This is a genomic window from Clostridiales bacterium, assembly GCA_030016385.1.
Taxonomy (GTDB): domain Bacteria; phylum Bacillota; class Clostridia; order Clostridiales; family Oxobacteraceae; genus JASEJN01.
Map to the genome: position 1 here is coordinate 1 of JASEJN010000007.1, position 14,259 is coordinate 14,259.

General features: G+C 38.3%; 15 protein-coding genes. 11 read left to right on the forward strand and 4 right to left on the reverse strand.

The window, feature by feature from the left end:
• Positions 1 to 223: 223 nt before the first annotated feature.
• The 7 genes from QME45_02860 (at position 224) to QME45_02890 (ending at position 6,675) form a co-directional block, all read left to right on the forward strand.
• Positions 224 to 964, forward strand: a complete 741-nt coding sequence (locus tag QME45_02860; protein MDI6617601.1) for a hypothetical protein — start codon at positions 224 to 226, stop codon at positions 962 to 964.
• A gap of 21 nt (positions 965 to 985) precedes the next feature.
• Entirely contained in the window at positions 986 to 1,483 is a 498-nt protein-coding gene (locus tag QME45_02865) for an HD domain-containing protein (protein ID MDI6617602.1), read from the forward strand.
• Between the two features lie 202 nt (positions 1,484 to 1,685).
• The gene (gene nuoE / locus QME45_02870) at positions 1,686 to 2,159 is read left to right on the forward strand and encodes an NADH-quinone oxidoreductase subunit NuoE (GenBank protein MDI6617603.1); all 474 of its coding nucleotides are present in this window, start codon (positions 1,686 to 1,688) and stop codon (positions 2,157 to 2,159) included.
• Positions 2,125 to 2,715, forward strand: coding sequence for an ATP-binding protein (locus QME45_02875; GenBank protein MDI6617604.1), 591 nt, complete (start codon positions 2,125 to 2,127; stop codon positions 2,713 to 2,715). The genes nuoE and QME45_02875 overlap by 35 nt, the downstream gene beginning before the upstream one ends.
• The gene (locus QME45_02880; GenBank protein ID MDI6617605.1) at positions 2,712 to 3,083 is read left to right on the forward strand and encodes a (2Fe-2S) ferredoxin domain-containing protein; all 372 of its coding nucleotides are present in this window, start codon (positions 2,712 to 2,714) and stop codon (positions 3,081 to 3,083) included. Before QME45_02875 ends, QME45_02880 begins: the two co-directional genes overlap by 4 nt.
• A 44-nt stretch (positions 3,084 to 3,127) precedes the next feature.
• Positions 3,128 to 4,921 (forward strand): NADH-quinone oxidoreductase subunit NuoF, encoded by a 1,794-nt coding sequence (gene nuoF, locus QME45_02885; protein MDI6617606.1) that lies wholly within the window; start codon positions 3,128 to 3,130, stop codon positions 4,919 to 4,921.
• Between the two features lie 17 nt (positions 4,922 to 4,938).
• Positions 4,939 to 6,675 carry an NADH-dependent [FeFe] hydrogenase, group A6 gene (locus QME45_02890; GenBank protein ID MDI6617607.1) on the forward strand — a complete coding sequence of 579 codons (1,737 nt, stop codon included), beginning with the start codon at positions 4,939 to 4,941 and terminating at the stop codon, positions 6,673 to 6,675.
• Between the two features lie 113 nt (positions 6,676 to 6,788).
• Here QME45_02890 and QME45_02895 read toward each other — a convergent pair whose 3' ends face one another.
• The 4 genes from QME45_02895 to QME45_02910 are packed head-to-tail and all read right to left on the reverse strand — an operon-like array spanning position 6,789 to position 9,944.
• A complete protein-coding gene (locus QME45_02895; protein ID MDI6617608.1) occupies positions 6,789 to 7,502 on the reverse strand; it encodes a PHP domain-containing protein in 714 nt (237 codons plus the stop codon).
• A 5-nt stretch (positions 7,503 to 7,507) separates the two neighbouring features.
• Positions 7,508 to 9,130 carry a [Fe-Fe] hydrogenase large subunit C-terminal domain-containing protein gene (locus QME45_02900; protein ID MDI6617609.1) on the reverse strand — a complete coding sequence of 541 codons (1,623 nt, stop codon included), beginning with the start codon at positions 9,128 to 9,130 and terminating at the stop codon, positions 7,508 to 7,510.
• A 13-nt stretch (positions 9,131 to 9,143) separates the two neighbouring features.
• Complete coding sequence (locus QME45_02905; GenBank protein ID MDI6617610.1) at positions 9,144 to 9,572, reverse strand: ATP-binding protein; 429 nt, start codon at positions 9,570 to 9,572, stop codon at positions 9,144 to 9,146.
• Positions 9,573 to 9,590: 18 nt separating this feature from the next.
• Positions 9,591 to 9,944 (reverse strand): DRTGG domain-containing protein, encoded by a 354-nt coding sequence (locus QME45_02910; protein MDI6617611.1) that lies wholly within the window; start codon positions 9,942 to 9,944, stop codon positions 9,591 to 9,593.
• 328 nt (positions 9,945 to 10,272) lie between these two features.
• Between QME45_02910 and QME45_02915 the strand changes: the two genes are divergently transcribed.
• From QME45_02915 to lysA, 4 genes are all read left to right on the forward strand, one after another.
• Positions 10,273 to 10,485, forward strand: a complete 213-nt coding sequence (locus QME45_02915) for a DUF3006 domain-containing protein (protein ID MDI6617612.1) — start codon at positions 10,273 to 10,275, stop codon at positions 10,483 to 10,485.
• Between the two features lie 69 nt (positions 10,486 to 10,554).
• A complete protein-coding gene (locus QME45_02920; protein MDI6617613.1) occupies positions 10,555 to 11,880 on the forward strand; it encodes an LCP family protein in 1,326 nt (441 codons plus the stop codon).
• 201 nt (positions 11,881 to 12,081) lie between these two features.
• Positions 12,082 to 12,771 (forward strand): metallophosphoesterase, encoded by a 690-nt coding sequence (locus QME45_02925; GenBank protein MDI6617614.1) that lies wholly within the window; start codon positions 12,082 to 12,084, stop codon positions 12,769 to 12,771.
• A 163-nt stretch (positions 12,772 to 12,934) separates the two neighbouring features.
• Entirely contained in the window at positions 12,935 to 14,254 is a 1,320-nt protein-coding gene (gene lysA / locus QME45_02930) for a diaminopimelate decarboxylase (protein ID MDI6617615.1), read from the forward strand.
• Positions 14,255 to 14,259: the final 5 nt, after the last annotated feature.

Below are 14,259 nucleotides of genomic sequence, written 5' to 3' on the forward strand. Positions count from 1 at the left end.
TTCTTGGCCTGCTGCCGCATAAGAATCCTTAGAGCTTTTGAATGTCTGAACGCAGGTGAGTTTCAAAAGCTCTTGGATTCTTAAGGCTGCAGGCTTTAGAACTTACAAGACTTGAATCTGTCGAATGAGTGTTCAAAATAACATAAGTTCATATTGCGAATAGAAGTTTAGCCTTATCTTACAATCTGATGTCAGTTAGTTTTTTAATGGGGGGTCATATAAAGTGGATTATACTGTAATATCTGCCTTGGAAAGTCCCGAACAGAGAAATGTACATAATGAGCTCACATCTCACATCTGGCCTGAGTTTATTCTTCATGATCCGGTTTCAAATGGGAATTGGGGAAACTTATACAAGACATTTCCGGAATATCAGCTTACTATAATGATAAATGGTGAAGCGGCAGGTCTTATAAATTCCATACCGCTTTGTTTTAACGATAGTTTGGATATGCTGCCAGAAAAGGGTTGGGATTGGGCTTTGCTTAAAGGGTTTAAGGATAATGGGGACGAAAAGGAACCTGATATTTTATGCGGTCTTCAGATAGGGATAAGCAAAAAATTTCAGGGGAAAGGGCTAAGCTATCTGCTTGTCGATGAAATGAAGTCTTTTGCTGTTCGAAAAGGTTTTAAATCTTTAATTGTACCAGTAAGACCAAATCTAAAGAGCAAATATCCGTTAATTCCAATGGAGACTTATATCGGATGGAAAAGAGAAGATGGATTTCCATTTGACCCATGGCTCAGGGTTCACGTCAAACTTGGAGCAAAAATAATTAAAGTATGCCACAAAGCCATGTATATTCCCGGGAAAATAAAGGACTGGGATGAGTGGGCAGATATAAAAATGCTAAGTAGCGGCGACTATGTGATAGGCGGGGCATTAGTTCCGGTTAAGGCCTATGTTTCAAAGAATATCGCAGAATATATAGAACCTAATGTATGGGTATTGCATGAGCTGTAATATTAATCTGGAGTGGTGGAAATGGTAAACTTGATAAGTGAGATTACAGAGAAAATGATAATATATTTTGACGGCGATGTTAAGCGGATAAATCATGCGCTTAAGGTTCACGGATTTGCAAAAACTATAGGAGAGATAGAGGGCATATCCGGTGAAAAGCTTAAAATCCTTGAAGCGGCTGCCATTTTACATGATATAGGGATTAAGGAGAGCGAGAAAAAATATTCGTCATCTGCAGGCAAATATCAGGAAATGGAAGGGCCGCCTATCGCTCGCGATATTTTGAGAGAGTTTAATTTAAGAAAAGATTTTGTAGATAGGGTCTGTTATCTGATAGGGAATCATCATACATACGACAGAATTGACGGCATAGACTTTCAGGCGCTCATAGAAGCAGATTTCATCGTAAATATATTTGAAGATGGAATAGATGGGGAGCATGCAAGCAAAATTTGCCAAAAATACTTTAGAACCGATACAGGCATATCTTTTATTAAAAGCATGTATCGCATAAAATAGACAGAACGAAGTAAAAGTTTGATGAATTGAAATATTATAAATTGTTTCTATATGATTTCATAAAAAAAAGTGGTAAAATATTATAAGTCGCTATTTTACTGCTTTTTTTGCTTACATAAGTTAAAGAATTAACAAATAAGAAAAGGAGAGATTTGAAGTGAGTGATGCAACTTTAAACGATGGACAAAGCTGCGGATGCAAGGTGAAAACCCAGTCACAGATTGGAAATGAAAAGGTAAAAAAAATAATTGAAAATCATAAAAATACCAAGGGTGCTTTGATGCTTGTATTAAATGGAATTCAAGATGCATTTGGGTATCTTCCGAGGTTTGCACTTGAAGATGTATCGAAGGCATTGAATATTTCTCTTGCGGAAATATATGGTGTTGCGACATTTTATTCCAGGTTTACGCTTAAACCTAGAGGTAAACATACAATAAGCGTGTGCCTTGGTACTGCATGTTATGTAAAAGGTTCTAAAGAAATCTTTAGTAAACTCTTAGAATCGCTTAAAGTCAAGGGTAGCGGAGATACAACCGATGACGGCAGATTTACGCTTGATGCTACAAGATGCCTTGGCTGCTGCGGTCTAGCACCTGTTATGATGATCGATGGGGAGGTATACGGACGTTTAGTGCCCGATGACATTCCCAAGATACTGGAAAAATATAATTAAAATGAAAGAACTTTCACTGCATATACTGGATTTAGTACAGAACTCCATATCGGCAGGTGCCGATATGATAGAGATTTTAATTGATGAAAATACATCAAAGGATATTCTGGTTATTTCAGTTAAAGACAATGGCAAGGGAATAGATAAAAAACTTATAGAAAAAGTCAAAGATCCTTTTTATACTTCGCGAACAGAGAGAAGAGTAGGGCTTGGGATATCTCTTTTATCCGCTGCTTCTGAAAGGTGCGGTGGCTGCTTAAATATAGAATCCGAGATAGGGAAGGGAACAAAGGTCACGGCAAGCTTTATAGACAGTCACATAGATAGGGCGCCGATCGGTAACATGTGGGACACAATAGCTGAGATAATAGCATGTAATAATGATATAGATATTGTTTATAAGCAAAAGTATAATGAAAGTGAGTTTTGCCTGGATACGAGGGAGATAAGAAGAATATTGAAGGGAGTTCCAATTGATTCTCCAGAAGTATATAAATGGCTTGTAAATTTTCTGAAAAGCGGGATTAAGAATTTATATGGAGGTGTAGATGATTGAAGACAATTCAAGAGCTGGAGGAAATAAGAAAAAGAACGCTTCAGACGATAAATATCAGGAAGGATCGTTCAGGGACGAGGATCGTTGTTGGTATGGCAACATGCGGAATCGCTGCTGGGGCAAGACCAGTCCTTGCCAGTATTATGGATGAGGTAAGCAAAAATAATTTATCCGATGTCGTTGTGGCACAGACAGGATGCATCGGAGTATGCAGATTGGAGCCGATAGTTGAAGTTTATAGGCCCGGCGAGGAAAAAGTCACTTATGTAAGGATGACTTCTGACAAGGCCAAAAGGGTTGTTAGGGAACATGTGATGTTAGGCAAAGTTGTAAATGAATACACAATTGGTTCCGAAGAGAAAAAATAACTTATACTGCAAAAATAACATGTGATGGAAGGGGAGATAGATATATGAAGATGTATCGTTCTCATGTAATGATTTGTAAAGGTACAGGCTGCAGCTCTTCAAATTCGGAACAAATTGCACAGAATTTTGAAAAAGAACTCAAAGAGTATGGCCTTGATAAAGAGATAATTATAGAAAGGACAGGGTGTTTTGGCCTTTGCGCCCTTGGACCGGTTGTAATTGTTTATCCTGAAGCGGCTTTTTACAGCAGGGTGAAGCCTGAAGATGTTCATGAAATCGTAACCGAGCATCTTTTAAAAGGAAGGGTTGTTAAAAGATTATTATACCATGAGGCAATCGATGAGGGAAGGTTAAAATCGTTAAATGAGGTTCCGTTTTATAAAAAACAGGTCAGGAGAGCCCTCAGAAATTGCGGAGTTATAAATCCTGAAAATATCGATGAATATATAGCATTTGATGGATATAAGGCTCTTGAAAAGGTACTGACGCAGATGACTCCGCAGGAGGTTATAGATACTATTTCCCGTTCGGGTTTAAGGGGAAGAGGCGGAGCAGGTTTTCCAACCGGCAGAAAGTGGCAGTTTGCAGCGGCATCAAAGGATGATCAGAAGTATGTATGCTGTAACGCAGATGAAGGAGATCCAGGAGCATTTATGGACAGGTCCGTGCTTGAAGGTGATCCCCATTCTGTTCTTGAGGCAATGGCTATCGCAGGTTATGCCATAGGTTCAAATCAAGGATATATATATGTACGTGCCGAATATCCAGTGGCCGTCAAGAGGCTTACGATTGCAATTGGACAGGCAAGAGAATACGGACTTCTCGGTAAAAATATACTCGGCATGGGTTTTGACTTTGATATAGAAATAAGGTTGGGCGCAGGGGCATTTGTATGTGGAGAAGAAACCGCTCTTATGCGTTCGATAGAAGGCAAGAGAGGAATGCCGACGCCAAGGCCGCCTTTTCCGGCTGTCAAGGGGTTGTTTGCAAAACCTACAATACTCAATAATGTTGAAACTTATGCGAATGTTTGCCAGATCATATTAAAGGGACCCGAATGGTTTGCAAGCATAGGAACGGAAAAATCCAAAGGTACTAAAGTTTTTGCCCTCGGAGGTAAAATAAATAATACCGGCCTTGTCGAGATACCTATGGGAACTACAATGAGGGAGATAATATTCGATATAGGAGGAGGAATTCCGAACGGCAGAAAATTTAAGGCTGCGCAAACCGGAGGACCTTCGGGCGGATGTATTCCTGCATCCAAACTGGATGTGCCCATAGATTACGATAACCTTATAGCGCTCGGCTCCATGATGGGGTCAGGCGGACTAATAGTAATGGATGATACAACCTGCATGGTTGATATTGCAAGGTTCTTCCTGGAATTTACTGTCGATGAATCCTGCGGAAAATGTACGCCGTGCCGTGAAGGTACAAAAAGGATGCTGGAAATACTGGAGAGAATATGTTCCGGCAAGGGAGAAGAAGGAGACATAGAAAAACTTGAACATTTAGCAAAGATTATAAAGGATTCGGCACTTTGCGGATTAGGTCAAACAGCTCCAAATCCTGTATTATCGACGCTTAAGTATTTTAGGAATGAATATGAAGCCCATATAAAAGAGAAGAGATGTCCTGCCGGTAAGTGTCAGGCACTCCTGAAATACACAATAGATCCATCGCTTTGCAAAGGGTGCGGTTTATGCGCAAGAAACTGTCCTGCACATGCAATATCCGGGAAGATCAGAGAACCTCATACAATAGATCAGAAAAAATGCTTGAAATGTGGTTTATGTATGTCAAAGTGCCCGTTCAAAGCGATAAGTAAAAAATAAGGGAGGAGTGTTTGAACATGCAAATGGTTAATATAACAATAGATGGTATCAAGGCACAGGTGCCTTCCAATTATACTGTACTGAAAGCAGCAAAAAGTTTGAATATAGATATTCCTACTCTCTGCTATCTTAAGGGTATCAATGAAGTCGGGGCTTGTAGAATGTGCGTGGTGGAGGTTGAGAGAGCCCGCACGCTTCAAGCTTCATGTGTTCTCCCTGTAAGTGAGGGCATGGTAGTTAAAACAAACACGTTTAGGGTAAGAGAAGCAAGAAAGATGGTACTTGAACTCATACTTGCAAGGCATAACAGGGAATGTACGATATGCCCCAAGAATTTGAACTGTGAGCTTCAAAGGCTATGCGATGAGATGAATATTAAAGAAGTACCATATGAACCATATAAAATGGATAATAAAATAGATGATCTTTCACCCTCGATAGTAAGGGATCCCAGCAAATGCATACTCTGCGGAAGGTGTGTAAATGTCTGCAAAAAAGTACAGGGTGTAGGGGTCATAGATTTTACCATGAGAGGTATAAGGACGACTATTTCTCCTGCATTCGGGAAATCCTTGAATGAAGTTGGCTGCATAAACTGCGGTCAGTGCATAAAAGTATGCCCTGTAGGAGCACTAAGCGAAAAAGATGATACGGAAGAAGTCTGGAGAGCATTGTCAGACCCGGATATGCATGTAATTGTACAAACCGCACCTGCTGTTAGAGTAGGGCTTGGTGAAGAGTTCGGGATGGAAAGAGGAGCAAAAGTTACGGGTAAGATGGTTACCGCATTAAGAAGGCTTGGATTTGACAAGGTATTCGATACGGATTTCGGAGCGGATCTTACAATAATGGAAGAGGGAACAGAACTGCTGAACAGAATAAAAAATGGCGGAAAGCTTCCGATGATTACATCATGTTCCCCGGGATGGATTAAGTTCTGTGAACATTATTTTCCTGAATTCTTAGATAATCTTTCTACATGCAAATCTCCTCATGAAATGTTCGGCGCTATTGCAAAGACTTATTATGCAAAAAAGGCAGGTATTGACTCATCGAAAATATTTGTGGTTTCAATAATGCCATGCACGGCAAAGAAATTCGAATGCAAGAGACCAGAGCTTTCGAATAATGGCCTTCCTGATGTCGATGTGGTATTGACGACAAGAGAGCTTGCGAAAATGATTAAAGAGGCAAGGATAAATTTTGTAAAGCTAGAAGACAGCAAGTTTGATAATATACTCGGAGAATCGACGGGAGCGGCTGTAATATTCGGCGTTACAGGCGGTGTAATGGAAGCGGCCCTTAGAACTGTTTCAGAGGTTGCTACCGGCAAGGAACTTGGAAATATCGAATTTACATCTGTGAGGGGATTTGAAGGAATTAAAGAGGCACAGGTTGACATCGGAGATATGAAAGTAAAAGTAGCGGTTGCGCATGGAACAGGCAATGCTAAAAAACTCCTTGAGAGGATTAAAAACGGTGAGGCGGATTACCAGTTTATAGAGATAATGGGATGCCCAGGCGGATGTATAAATGGCGGAGGTCAGCCGTTTATAGAAGATAAGGATGAGATCGCAGATTCCAAAGTGAAAAGAATGGATTCGATCTATGAAATTGATAGAAGTATGCCCATAAGAAAATCCCACGAAAATCATGAAGTAAAGGTTTTGTATGATGAGTTTTTAGGTAAGCCAAACAGCAGCTTAGCCCATGAACTTCTCCATACGCATTATACAAAAAGAAGCAGATTTTAATATTTAAATACTAAGGAGCTGTCTCAAAATAAAGAAATAATACAAAATGTTGAGCAACTAAAATTTATGGAGTCAGTATTTTGTATATAAAATTTATTTAGAGACAGCTCCCTTCATTTACCCTTTATATAATTAAAAATTGCAGTACAGGTGAAATCGTCTATGTCCATAAAACTTTGCCTTTCAAAAATATCACCAAGGTAATGAGCATCCGATGATGTAATAGTTCTTAATCCCTTTAAATACGGGAACTTTTCAATAAAGGATTCAAAATGTTCGTATTTTGAAATCTCCACTGTTTTTATATTCAAAGTGGATGGAATGAATCCCAAGTTTGATATTATACTGTATGACGCCCTGTCTACATGTGCTGGTATGCACACGCCTTTAAAGCTTTTAACTATATCCCAAAGGTTGTCTATCAGGATATCCGCAGATGATAGAAGCAGTTTGCAGGCTTTTCCTATTACATTATCCATATCATCCATAATCAGCTGTTTTCCAAACAGCTGTTCATCATTTTCCACATCGGGCAAATTTTCATATATTATATTTCCGAATTCGATAGCGTTTCGAACATTTTTAAAATAGCATAGCATATGAACTTCCTCTTTTGTCTGGACTTCTATTCCCGGTATGAGCATAATCCCATTCCTTACAGACACATTGTATAGAGCCTGCAAATTAAAGGAACTATTGTGGTCTGTGACAGATATTATGTCCAATCCCTTGATTATAGACATATTCACTATATTGTTTGGAGTCATATCGTCATCAGCGCATGGTGAAAGCGCCGAATGAATATGAAGGTCATAGGCTGCTTTCATGTCGGTTACCTTATAAGTTCTTGGTGCAATTCATAGCATATTTTATAAGCATTTTCATCCGAGATGAGAAGGGGTATCGATTCATCGTCCGCTTTATTTTTTGTTTCGTCAGATATCTCAGCATTTTCAGGTATAATAATGCATGATAAATCAAGAAGTACTGCGACAGCAACTATATTAACATGAGTCTGTATCGTAACCCAGGCGCTTTTTGCATCAGCATGTGCCATCACCCAGCTTAGGAGGTCACATGTATAAACATCTTTTATTTCCCTTTTAAGGCCGCTTTCACCCGCAGCCAATTTTAAATTCAATCTATCCATTATATCTTTTACAATCATATTATTTTTCTCCTTTAAGCCTTTTTTTCGCTCTATTTCCTGTACGGGACATATATAATCGCTTCTGTTGCCTGTAACAAAATCTTCTGCAAATGCCTGGCATGTTGGAGATCCGCAGATGCCGCAATTTATCCCGGGCAATTTATCTAAAATATTCTGTATGAGATTCAATTTTTTTATAGATTTTTTAATATCCAAGTCGAGCCTTGTAACGGACCTTGGCTCGATGCTTTTAACGAGTCTGATCGAACCGTTATTGTACATTTCAAAATAACTGTTTATATTGCTTTTATCTATCACATGATTTTTTAACTTTTTGGCGATATTTTTTATATTATTCAAAGCTATATATCTGTTTTCCACTACAAGAGGTCCTCCAAGGCAGCCTCCCGGGCAGGCCGCGATCTCTATAAATGAAAGGTTATTCAGCCTTCCGAGTTCAATTTCCTCAAGTATGGAAATCGCATTATGGATTCCATTGACGGATAATGACTTCCGGTAACTTGAAAACATTGAAAAGTCATCCGAGTTATTGCATATTATACCGTTTAATGTAGGCATAGAATGTTTTGTTTCATTTACATTGCCGGAAGAAAGAGCTTTTAAAATTGGTACATATATATCTTTTATGGAAATTGAACTGTCGATAAATGAATGTTCAACGCCAATCGGATTTTTTATGCTTGTAACTCTGGCAGTGCAAGGAGTTATAAGAGTTATGCCGATATCTTTAATATCCAGGCCTTTTTCTTTTGAGATGCGGTTTTTAATGATCCTTGCGCTTATTTCCGTGGGCGTTTCTATATCAAGTATATTAGGTATAAGCTCCGGAAATCTGACCTGTATGAGCCTTAATATTGCAGGGCATGAAGAACTTATCACAGGTTTTGTACTGTGATTTTTGATTATATCTTCAGCAATTGCCCCGATAATTTCTGCTCCCTGGGATATATCGTATACGTCATCGAATCCTAAGTATTTTATAGCCGACAGTATTTTATCGGGGGAGTATATAGTATCGAATTGACCGTATAAAACCGGGAGTACAAGAGCCACATTGTATTTAAACTTGCCTTTGATATCTTCTATATTATCTGTGATTGCACTCTTTGCATGATTTGGGCAAATCCTGATGCATTCTCCGCAATCGATACAGCGCTGCGCAATTATGCTTGCTTTTTTATTTTTCAACCTTATAGCTTCAGTAGGACATACTCTGAGGCAGTACGTGCACCCGATGCATCTTTCAGGTTTCAGTATTACTGAGTGAAAATATTTATTTTCCATAAATATCACCAACTTATAGAAATAATTTCATCGTTACCTTTGTATATTTGCCTTTTTCAGTATCAATATTGAAACAATCCGAGCATTTTTTCATATTGGATAATCCCATACCGGCTCCAAAGCCCATTTCTCTTATCCAATCAGGAGCCGTCGAATAACCGTCTTGCATGGCAAGTTCTATATTGTCTATGCCGGGGCCTTTATCTTCTGCGATGATTTGTATGAATGAGGGATTAATGTTTATGGAAATCGCTCCGCCATTTGAGTGTATCACTATGTTTATTTCAGCCTCATAGGCTGCTATCGCCGCTCTTCTGATTATCAAAGGGTCTATGCCTATTTTGCTTAAAAGCTTTTTTATCGTGCTCGATGCCTGACCGGCTCTTATAAAATCGCACTTTTCAATATCAAATTTGTAACCAACGCCGAGTGAATTATTCATATATTGTGATTCCCGTCTTCAGGAGTCTATCTGTATTCCCTTAAGCCCGGATGCATAAAGAAGTCCCGACGCAGTATACAGACTATGTGATGTGCTAAGTATTACGAAATTATTTTCATGTGCAAGTTTTATTATGATATCGCCGGGTTTTTTGTTCCTGACAAAAACGATCGCAGGCATATCGATCATCTCCGCCGTTCTCACCACCTGCGGATTTATAAGGCCGGTGAGCAAAAGAGTTTTTTTATTGGCATACGAAAGTACATCGCTCATGAGATCTGAACTGAAAGCATAATATATTTCCAGACCAAGCTTGTCCCTGCCGCATAATATATCAGCGCCCAAAATATCGGCTACCTGTCTCAATCGCATAAAAAGTTCACCCCCGTAAAATCAAAGACATGTATTTATACATATATTCTATCATACAAAATTTGAATATTAAATGTAATCTTGCGTGGTATTTCAATTTGTCAGGACTTGAATCTGGCGAATGAGTGTTCAAAATACACAAGTTTACAGATTCTATATACTTCGAGCTTGGCGATTTAGAATAATTATTCCTCGAGTCTAACACATACACCCCCATGGCAAGCATTTTCACGGTAATCAAATAGATGAGTTGCACAACATATATAAAATATAAAAAAGTGTAGTATAATTAAATATAGATATTTTTTCCATGGAAGGAAGGGTATATGTGAAAGGTGTAATAGACAGATTCGAAGGGAAATATGCTGTGGTTGAAATGGATGGAGGAAAGATGGTGAATATTTCGATGTCTGAGATCGAAAGCTGTGCCAAGGAGGGGGATGTGATCAAAAAAGTAAAGGGGAGTTTTATTGTGGACAGGGAGGAAACAAAGAAGAGAAAATCAAAAATACTAAAAGACACAAAAGATTTGTGGACTTAATTTTTTGATTTTTAAGAAATGTTATTGTATAATATAGTCTATATTAATCCTTTATTAAGGGGAATGAAGATGGAGAAGAGAATAACATTTAGCAAAAAGAGAATCTTATGGATTGTTATCACATGTATAATGATACCTATTTTGGCATATTGCATATATTTTACTTATCTATTATATTTCAGAAAATCCCCCACAATAGTAAAAACTTCTATAAACTCCGATGAAGAATCGATGGGGCAGCTTTTGGATGTGCCGAATGAAAAGGAGAGCGGAGTTGAGAATATTGTGCTTTTCGGTGTGGACAACAGGACTCCTACCGAGCACGGAAGAACGGATTCAATAATAATAGCAACCATAGATAAAAATTCAAAGGCGATAAAATTAATTTCCCTTATGAGGGATTTATATGTTGATATCGGTAATGGGAAGTCTATGAACCGGATAAATTCCGCCTATTCCATAGGAGGACCTGAAATGGCCATAGATACTATAAACAATAATTTTGGGCTCGATTTGAAGTATTATGCGATAATTGATTTTGAGGCCTTTCAGGAGCTTGTGGATAAAATGGGCGGAATAGATATCGATGTCAAGGATTATGAACTAAAAGAAGTCAATAAGTATATATCTGAAGTCAATGGGAAAAATGCAACACTGTTAAAAGAAAGCGGATTTCAACATTTGAACGGCCAACAAGCCCTTTCCTATTCAAGAATCCGTAAAGTGGGCAATGGGGATTACGAAAGGACGGAAAGACAAAGGCTTGTCTTAAAATGCTTGATGGATAAGGCTAAAACTGTCAATGCTCTCAGAATCCCAGATCTTTTGACCACGCTTGTATCATATGTGCAGACGAATGTGCCTCTTCAAAATATTGTGAGTTTAGGCCTTTCAGCATATAAGTTTAATAATGCCGTACAAACATTAAGAGTGCCTGTTGATGGCTATTTTAATTCGCAAAGGGTGAATATAGGCGGTGACATGGCAGATGTTCTTGTCCCTGATGTAAAAGCAAATGGCCAGTTTATCAAAGAATTTATATATAATGTAAAAATTGCCGACAGCAAAGATGTTCCCATGTATATGCAGAATAACTTTCATGAAGATGACAGTATCGCACAGGAATCTTCAAAGCCAAAACCTAATATACCAAACTACAGCAGAAGATATGTTCAAAAGAATACGAAAGATAACAAGACGGAAAAAAAGGATTCCAAGAGCAAACCAGATAATGCAGTGGGCAATAACAGCGACAGTCTTAATGCACCAGGAAGCGTTATAGACAAGGGAAACAACAATGCCAATTTGCAGGATAAACCGCAGAGTGATGCACAAGATAAGGGTAAGTCCGATGTTCCCGCAGAAAACAAGCCGGCAGAAGAGAATAAGACATGAGATATAAGAACATGCGTCGATTATGCCCGGCATAGAATTGATGATGTTTCTTTGCATACTCGCATGACTTTAGTTATTAGATGTTCAAAATAGAGAATAAACACCATTGCATACAGGAAAACTTGCAAGAAAAATTAAGATTTTAATTTTTTTACTGCTGATTTCAAGTTAGCAGTTTTTTATATATAGAGGAGCTTTGATATGAGTATTTTTGCTGTGAGCGATTTGCATTTATCAGGTGTAAATCCCAAACCTATGGATATATTCGGTCAAAAATGGCAGAATCACTGGGACAAAATAAAAAATGCCTGGCAAAATAGCGTAAAGGAAGACGATACTGTATTAATTCCCGGCGATATTTCATGGGCGATGAGCTTAAAAGACGCAATGTACGATATAAATGATATATCAAAAATGCCTGGCAAAAAGATATTTTTACGCGGTAATCATGATTACTGGTGGGCGTCACCTGCAAAATTGAAAAGAACGCTTCCAGAAAATATAGACATAATCCAGAATAATAACATAGAGCTTGACGATTATTATATATGCGGTACAAGAGGATGGATACTTCCCGGCGACGAAAGATTTAAAATGGAAGATGAAAAAATATACAAAAGAGAGATTATAAGGCTGAAGCTCTCATTTTCAAGTATACCGGCTAATCCTGCAAAGGCTGTAATCGTAATGATGCATTTTCCTCCCGTAAATGAAAAAAGGGAGGCCAGTGAGTTCATTGATATAATGAAAGAGCACAAAACAAGCATATGCGTTTACGGGCATTTACATAATGCCAATAGGGAAACAGTAGTTGAAGGTCTGTATGAAGGTATAAGATTTCATCTAGTATCCTGCGATTATTTAGATTTTAAATTAAAAAAAATAGTATGATTTATTTTAATTTGTACGATTTTGATGTATAATATTTATTTAAATCGAATCGCTTTATACAAATTAAGTGTATCCAAATTATTTGTGGATGCATTTACCAATATAAAGAGCGTTTCACAGCGATTTGAATATAAATAATTTAGAGGGTTGGGTGAAAGAAATAATGAGACTGCATGGGACGGCAAGAATCAATCAGTTTAACCATCTGGAAATTGGAGGATGCGATACTGTAGAACTTGTTAAAAAATATGGTACACCTTTATATTTAATAGATGAGTACCTTATACGAAAAAACTGCAGGGATTATATAAACTGTTTTTCGAGCAATTATGACAGAGTAAAAGTAGTATATGCCGGGAAGGCTTTTCTGGACCTGGCGATGTGCAGGATTGTCGAAGAGGAAGGACTTTGCCTGGATGTTGTTTCCGGAGGCGAGTTATATACTGCACTTAGAGCGGGTTTTCCGCCGGATAGAATAATATTTCATGGCAACAACAAAACAGATAGTGAATTGAAAATGGCTGCAGAGCATGGAGTCGGAAGAATAGTCGTTGACAACATGTCTGAATTAATGAAAACAGGCGCATTTGCAAAGCAGTCGGGGAAAGTTATCAATATTTATATAAGAGTATCCCCGGGTGTTGAGGCGCATACACATGATTATATAAAAACCGGCCAGATAGATTCAAAGTTCGGATTTCCGTTACTGAACGACCAAGCGCTCAATGCTGTCAAAATAGCTAAGAGTATGGAAAATATATCCCTTATGGGGTTACACTGCCATATAGGGTCACAGATATTTGAAATACAGCCATATATAGAAGCTGTAAATGTTATGATGAAGTTTGCAAGTATAATAAAAAAAGAATTTGAAGCGGATATTCCAGAGATTGATTTTGGAGGAGGGTTTGGCATATATTATTCTGATGGTGATTCTCCCCTTCCAAAGAAAGTGATTGCGGAATCGATAACAGATTGCGTAAAGAAAAATGCTGATATTTATAATCTGAAGAGACCGTGCATACTGGTGGAACCCGGAAGATCCATCATTGGCAATGCAGGTACGACTCTTTATAACGTAGGGGCTATTAAAAATATACCCGGCATAAGAAAATATGTAATAGTCGACGGCGGCATGACAGATAACATCCGTCCTGCATTATACAGGGCAAAGTATGAGGCTGCCGTTGCAAACAGGATGAACTCATCGGATTGTGAAGTTGTCACGATTGCAGGCAAATGCTGTGAGTCCGGCGACATACTGGTAAAGGATATAAACATGCCTAAGGTAAATACGGGTGATATAATATCCATATTCAGCACCGGTGCTTATGGGCTGTCCATGTCAAGCAATTATAACGGAATACCCAAGCCCTGTGTCGTACTTATAAATGATGGAGGCAGCTATGTCATATCGAAAAGAGAGACTTATGATGAAATAATAGAAAATGATATAATACCGGATGAGTTAAAGAGAATATAAAACGC

Excerpts from the sequence above, each read along its gene's own strand:
- nuoF (MDI6617606.1), top strand. The coding sequence starts at position 3,128 with ATGAAGATGTATCGTTCTCATGTAATGATTTGTAAAGGTACAGGCTGC.
- QME45_02865 (MDI6617602.1), top strand. The coding sequence starts at position 986 with ATGGTAAACTTGATAAGTGAGATTACAGAGAAAATGATAATATATTTT.
- QME45_02895 (MDI6617608.1), bottom strand. The coding sequence starts at position 7,502 with ATGAAAGCAGCCTATGACCTTCATATTCATTCGGCGCTTTCACCATGC.
- QME45_02925 (MDI6617614.1), top strand. The coding sequence starts at position 12,082 with ATGAGTATTTTTGCTGTGAGCGATTTGCATTTATCAGGTGTAAATCCC.
- QME45_02875 (MDI6617604.1), top strand. The coding sequence starts at position 2,125 with ATGACATTCCCAAGATACTGGAAAAATATAATTAAAATGAAAGAACTT.
- QME45_02900 (MDI6617609.1), bottom strand. The coding sequence starts at position 9,130 with ATGGAAAATAAATATTTTCACTCAGTAATACTGAAACCTGAAAGATGC.
- QME45_02890 (MDI6617607.1), top strand. The coding sequence starts at position 4,939 with ATGCAAATGGTTAATATAACAATAGATGGTATCAAGGCACAGGTGCCT.
- QME45_02910 (MDI6617611.1), bottom strand. The coding sequence starts at position 9,944 with ATGCGATTGAGACAGGTAGCCGATATTTTGGGCGCTGATATATTATGC.
- lysA (MDI6617615.1), top strand. The coding sequence starts at position 12,935 with ATGAGACTGCATGGGACGGCAAGAATCAATCAGTTTAACCATCTGGAA.
- QME45_02905 (MDI6617610.1), bottom strand. The coding sequence starts at position 9,572 with ATGAATAATTCACTCGGCGTTGGTTACAAATTTGATATTGAAAAGTGC.
- QME45_02920 (MDI6617613.1), top strand. The coding sequence starts at position 10,555 with ATGGAGAAGAGAATAACATTTAGCAAAAAGAGAATCTTATGGATTGTT.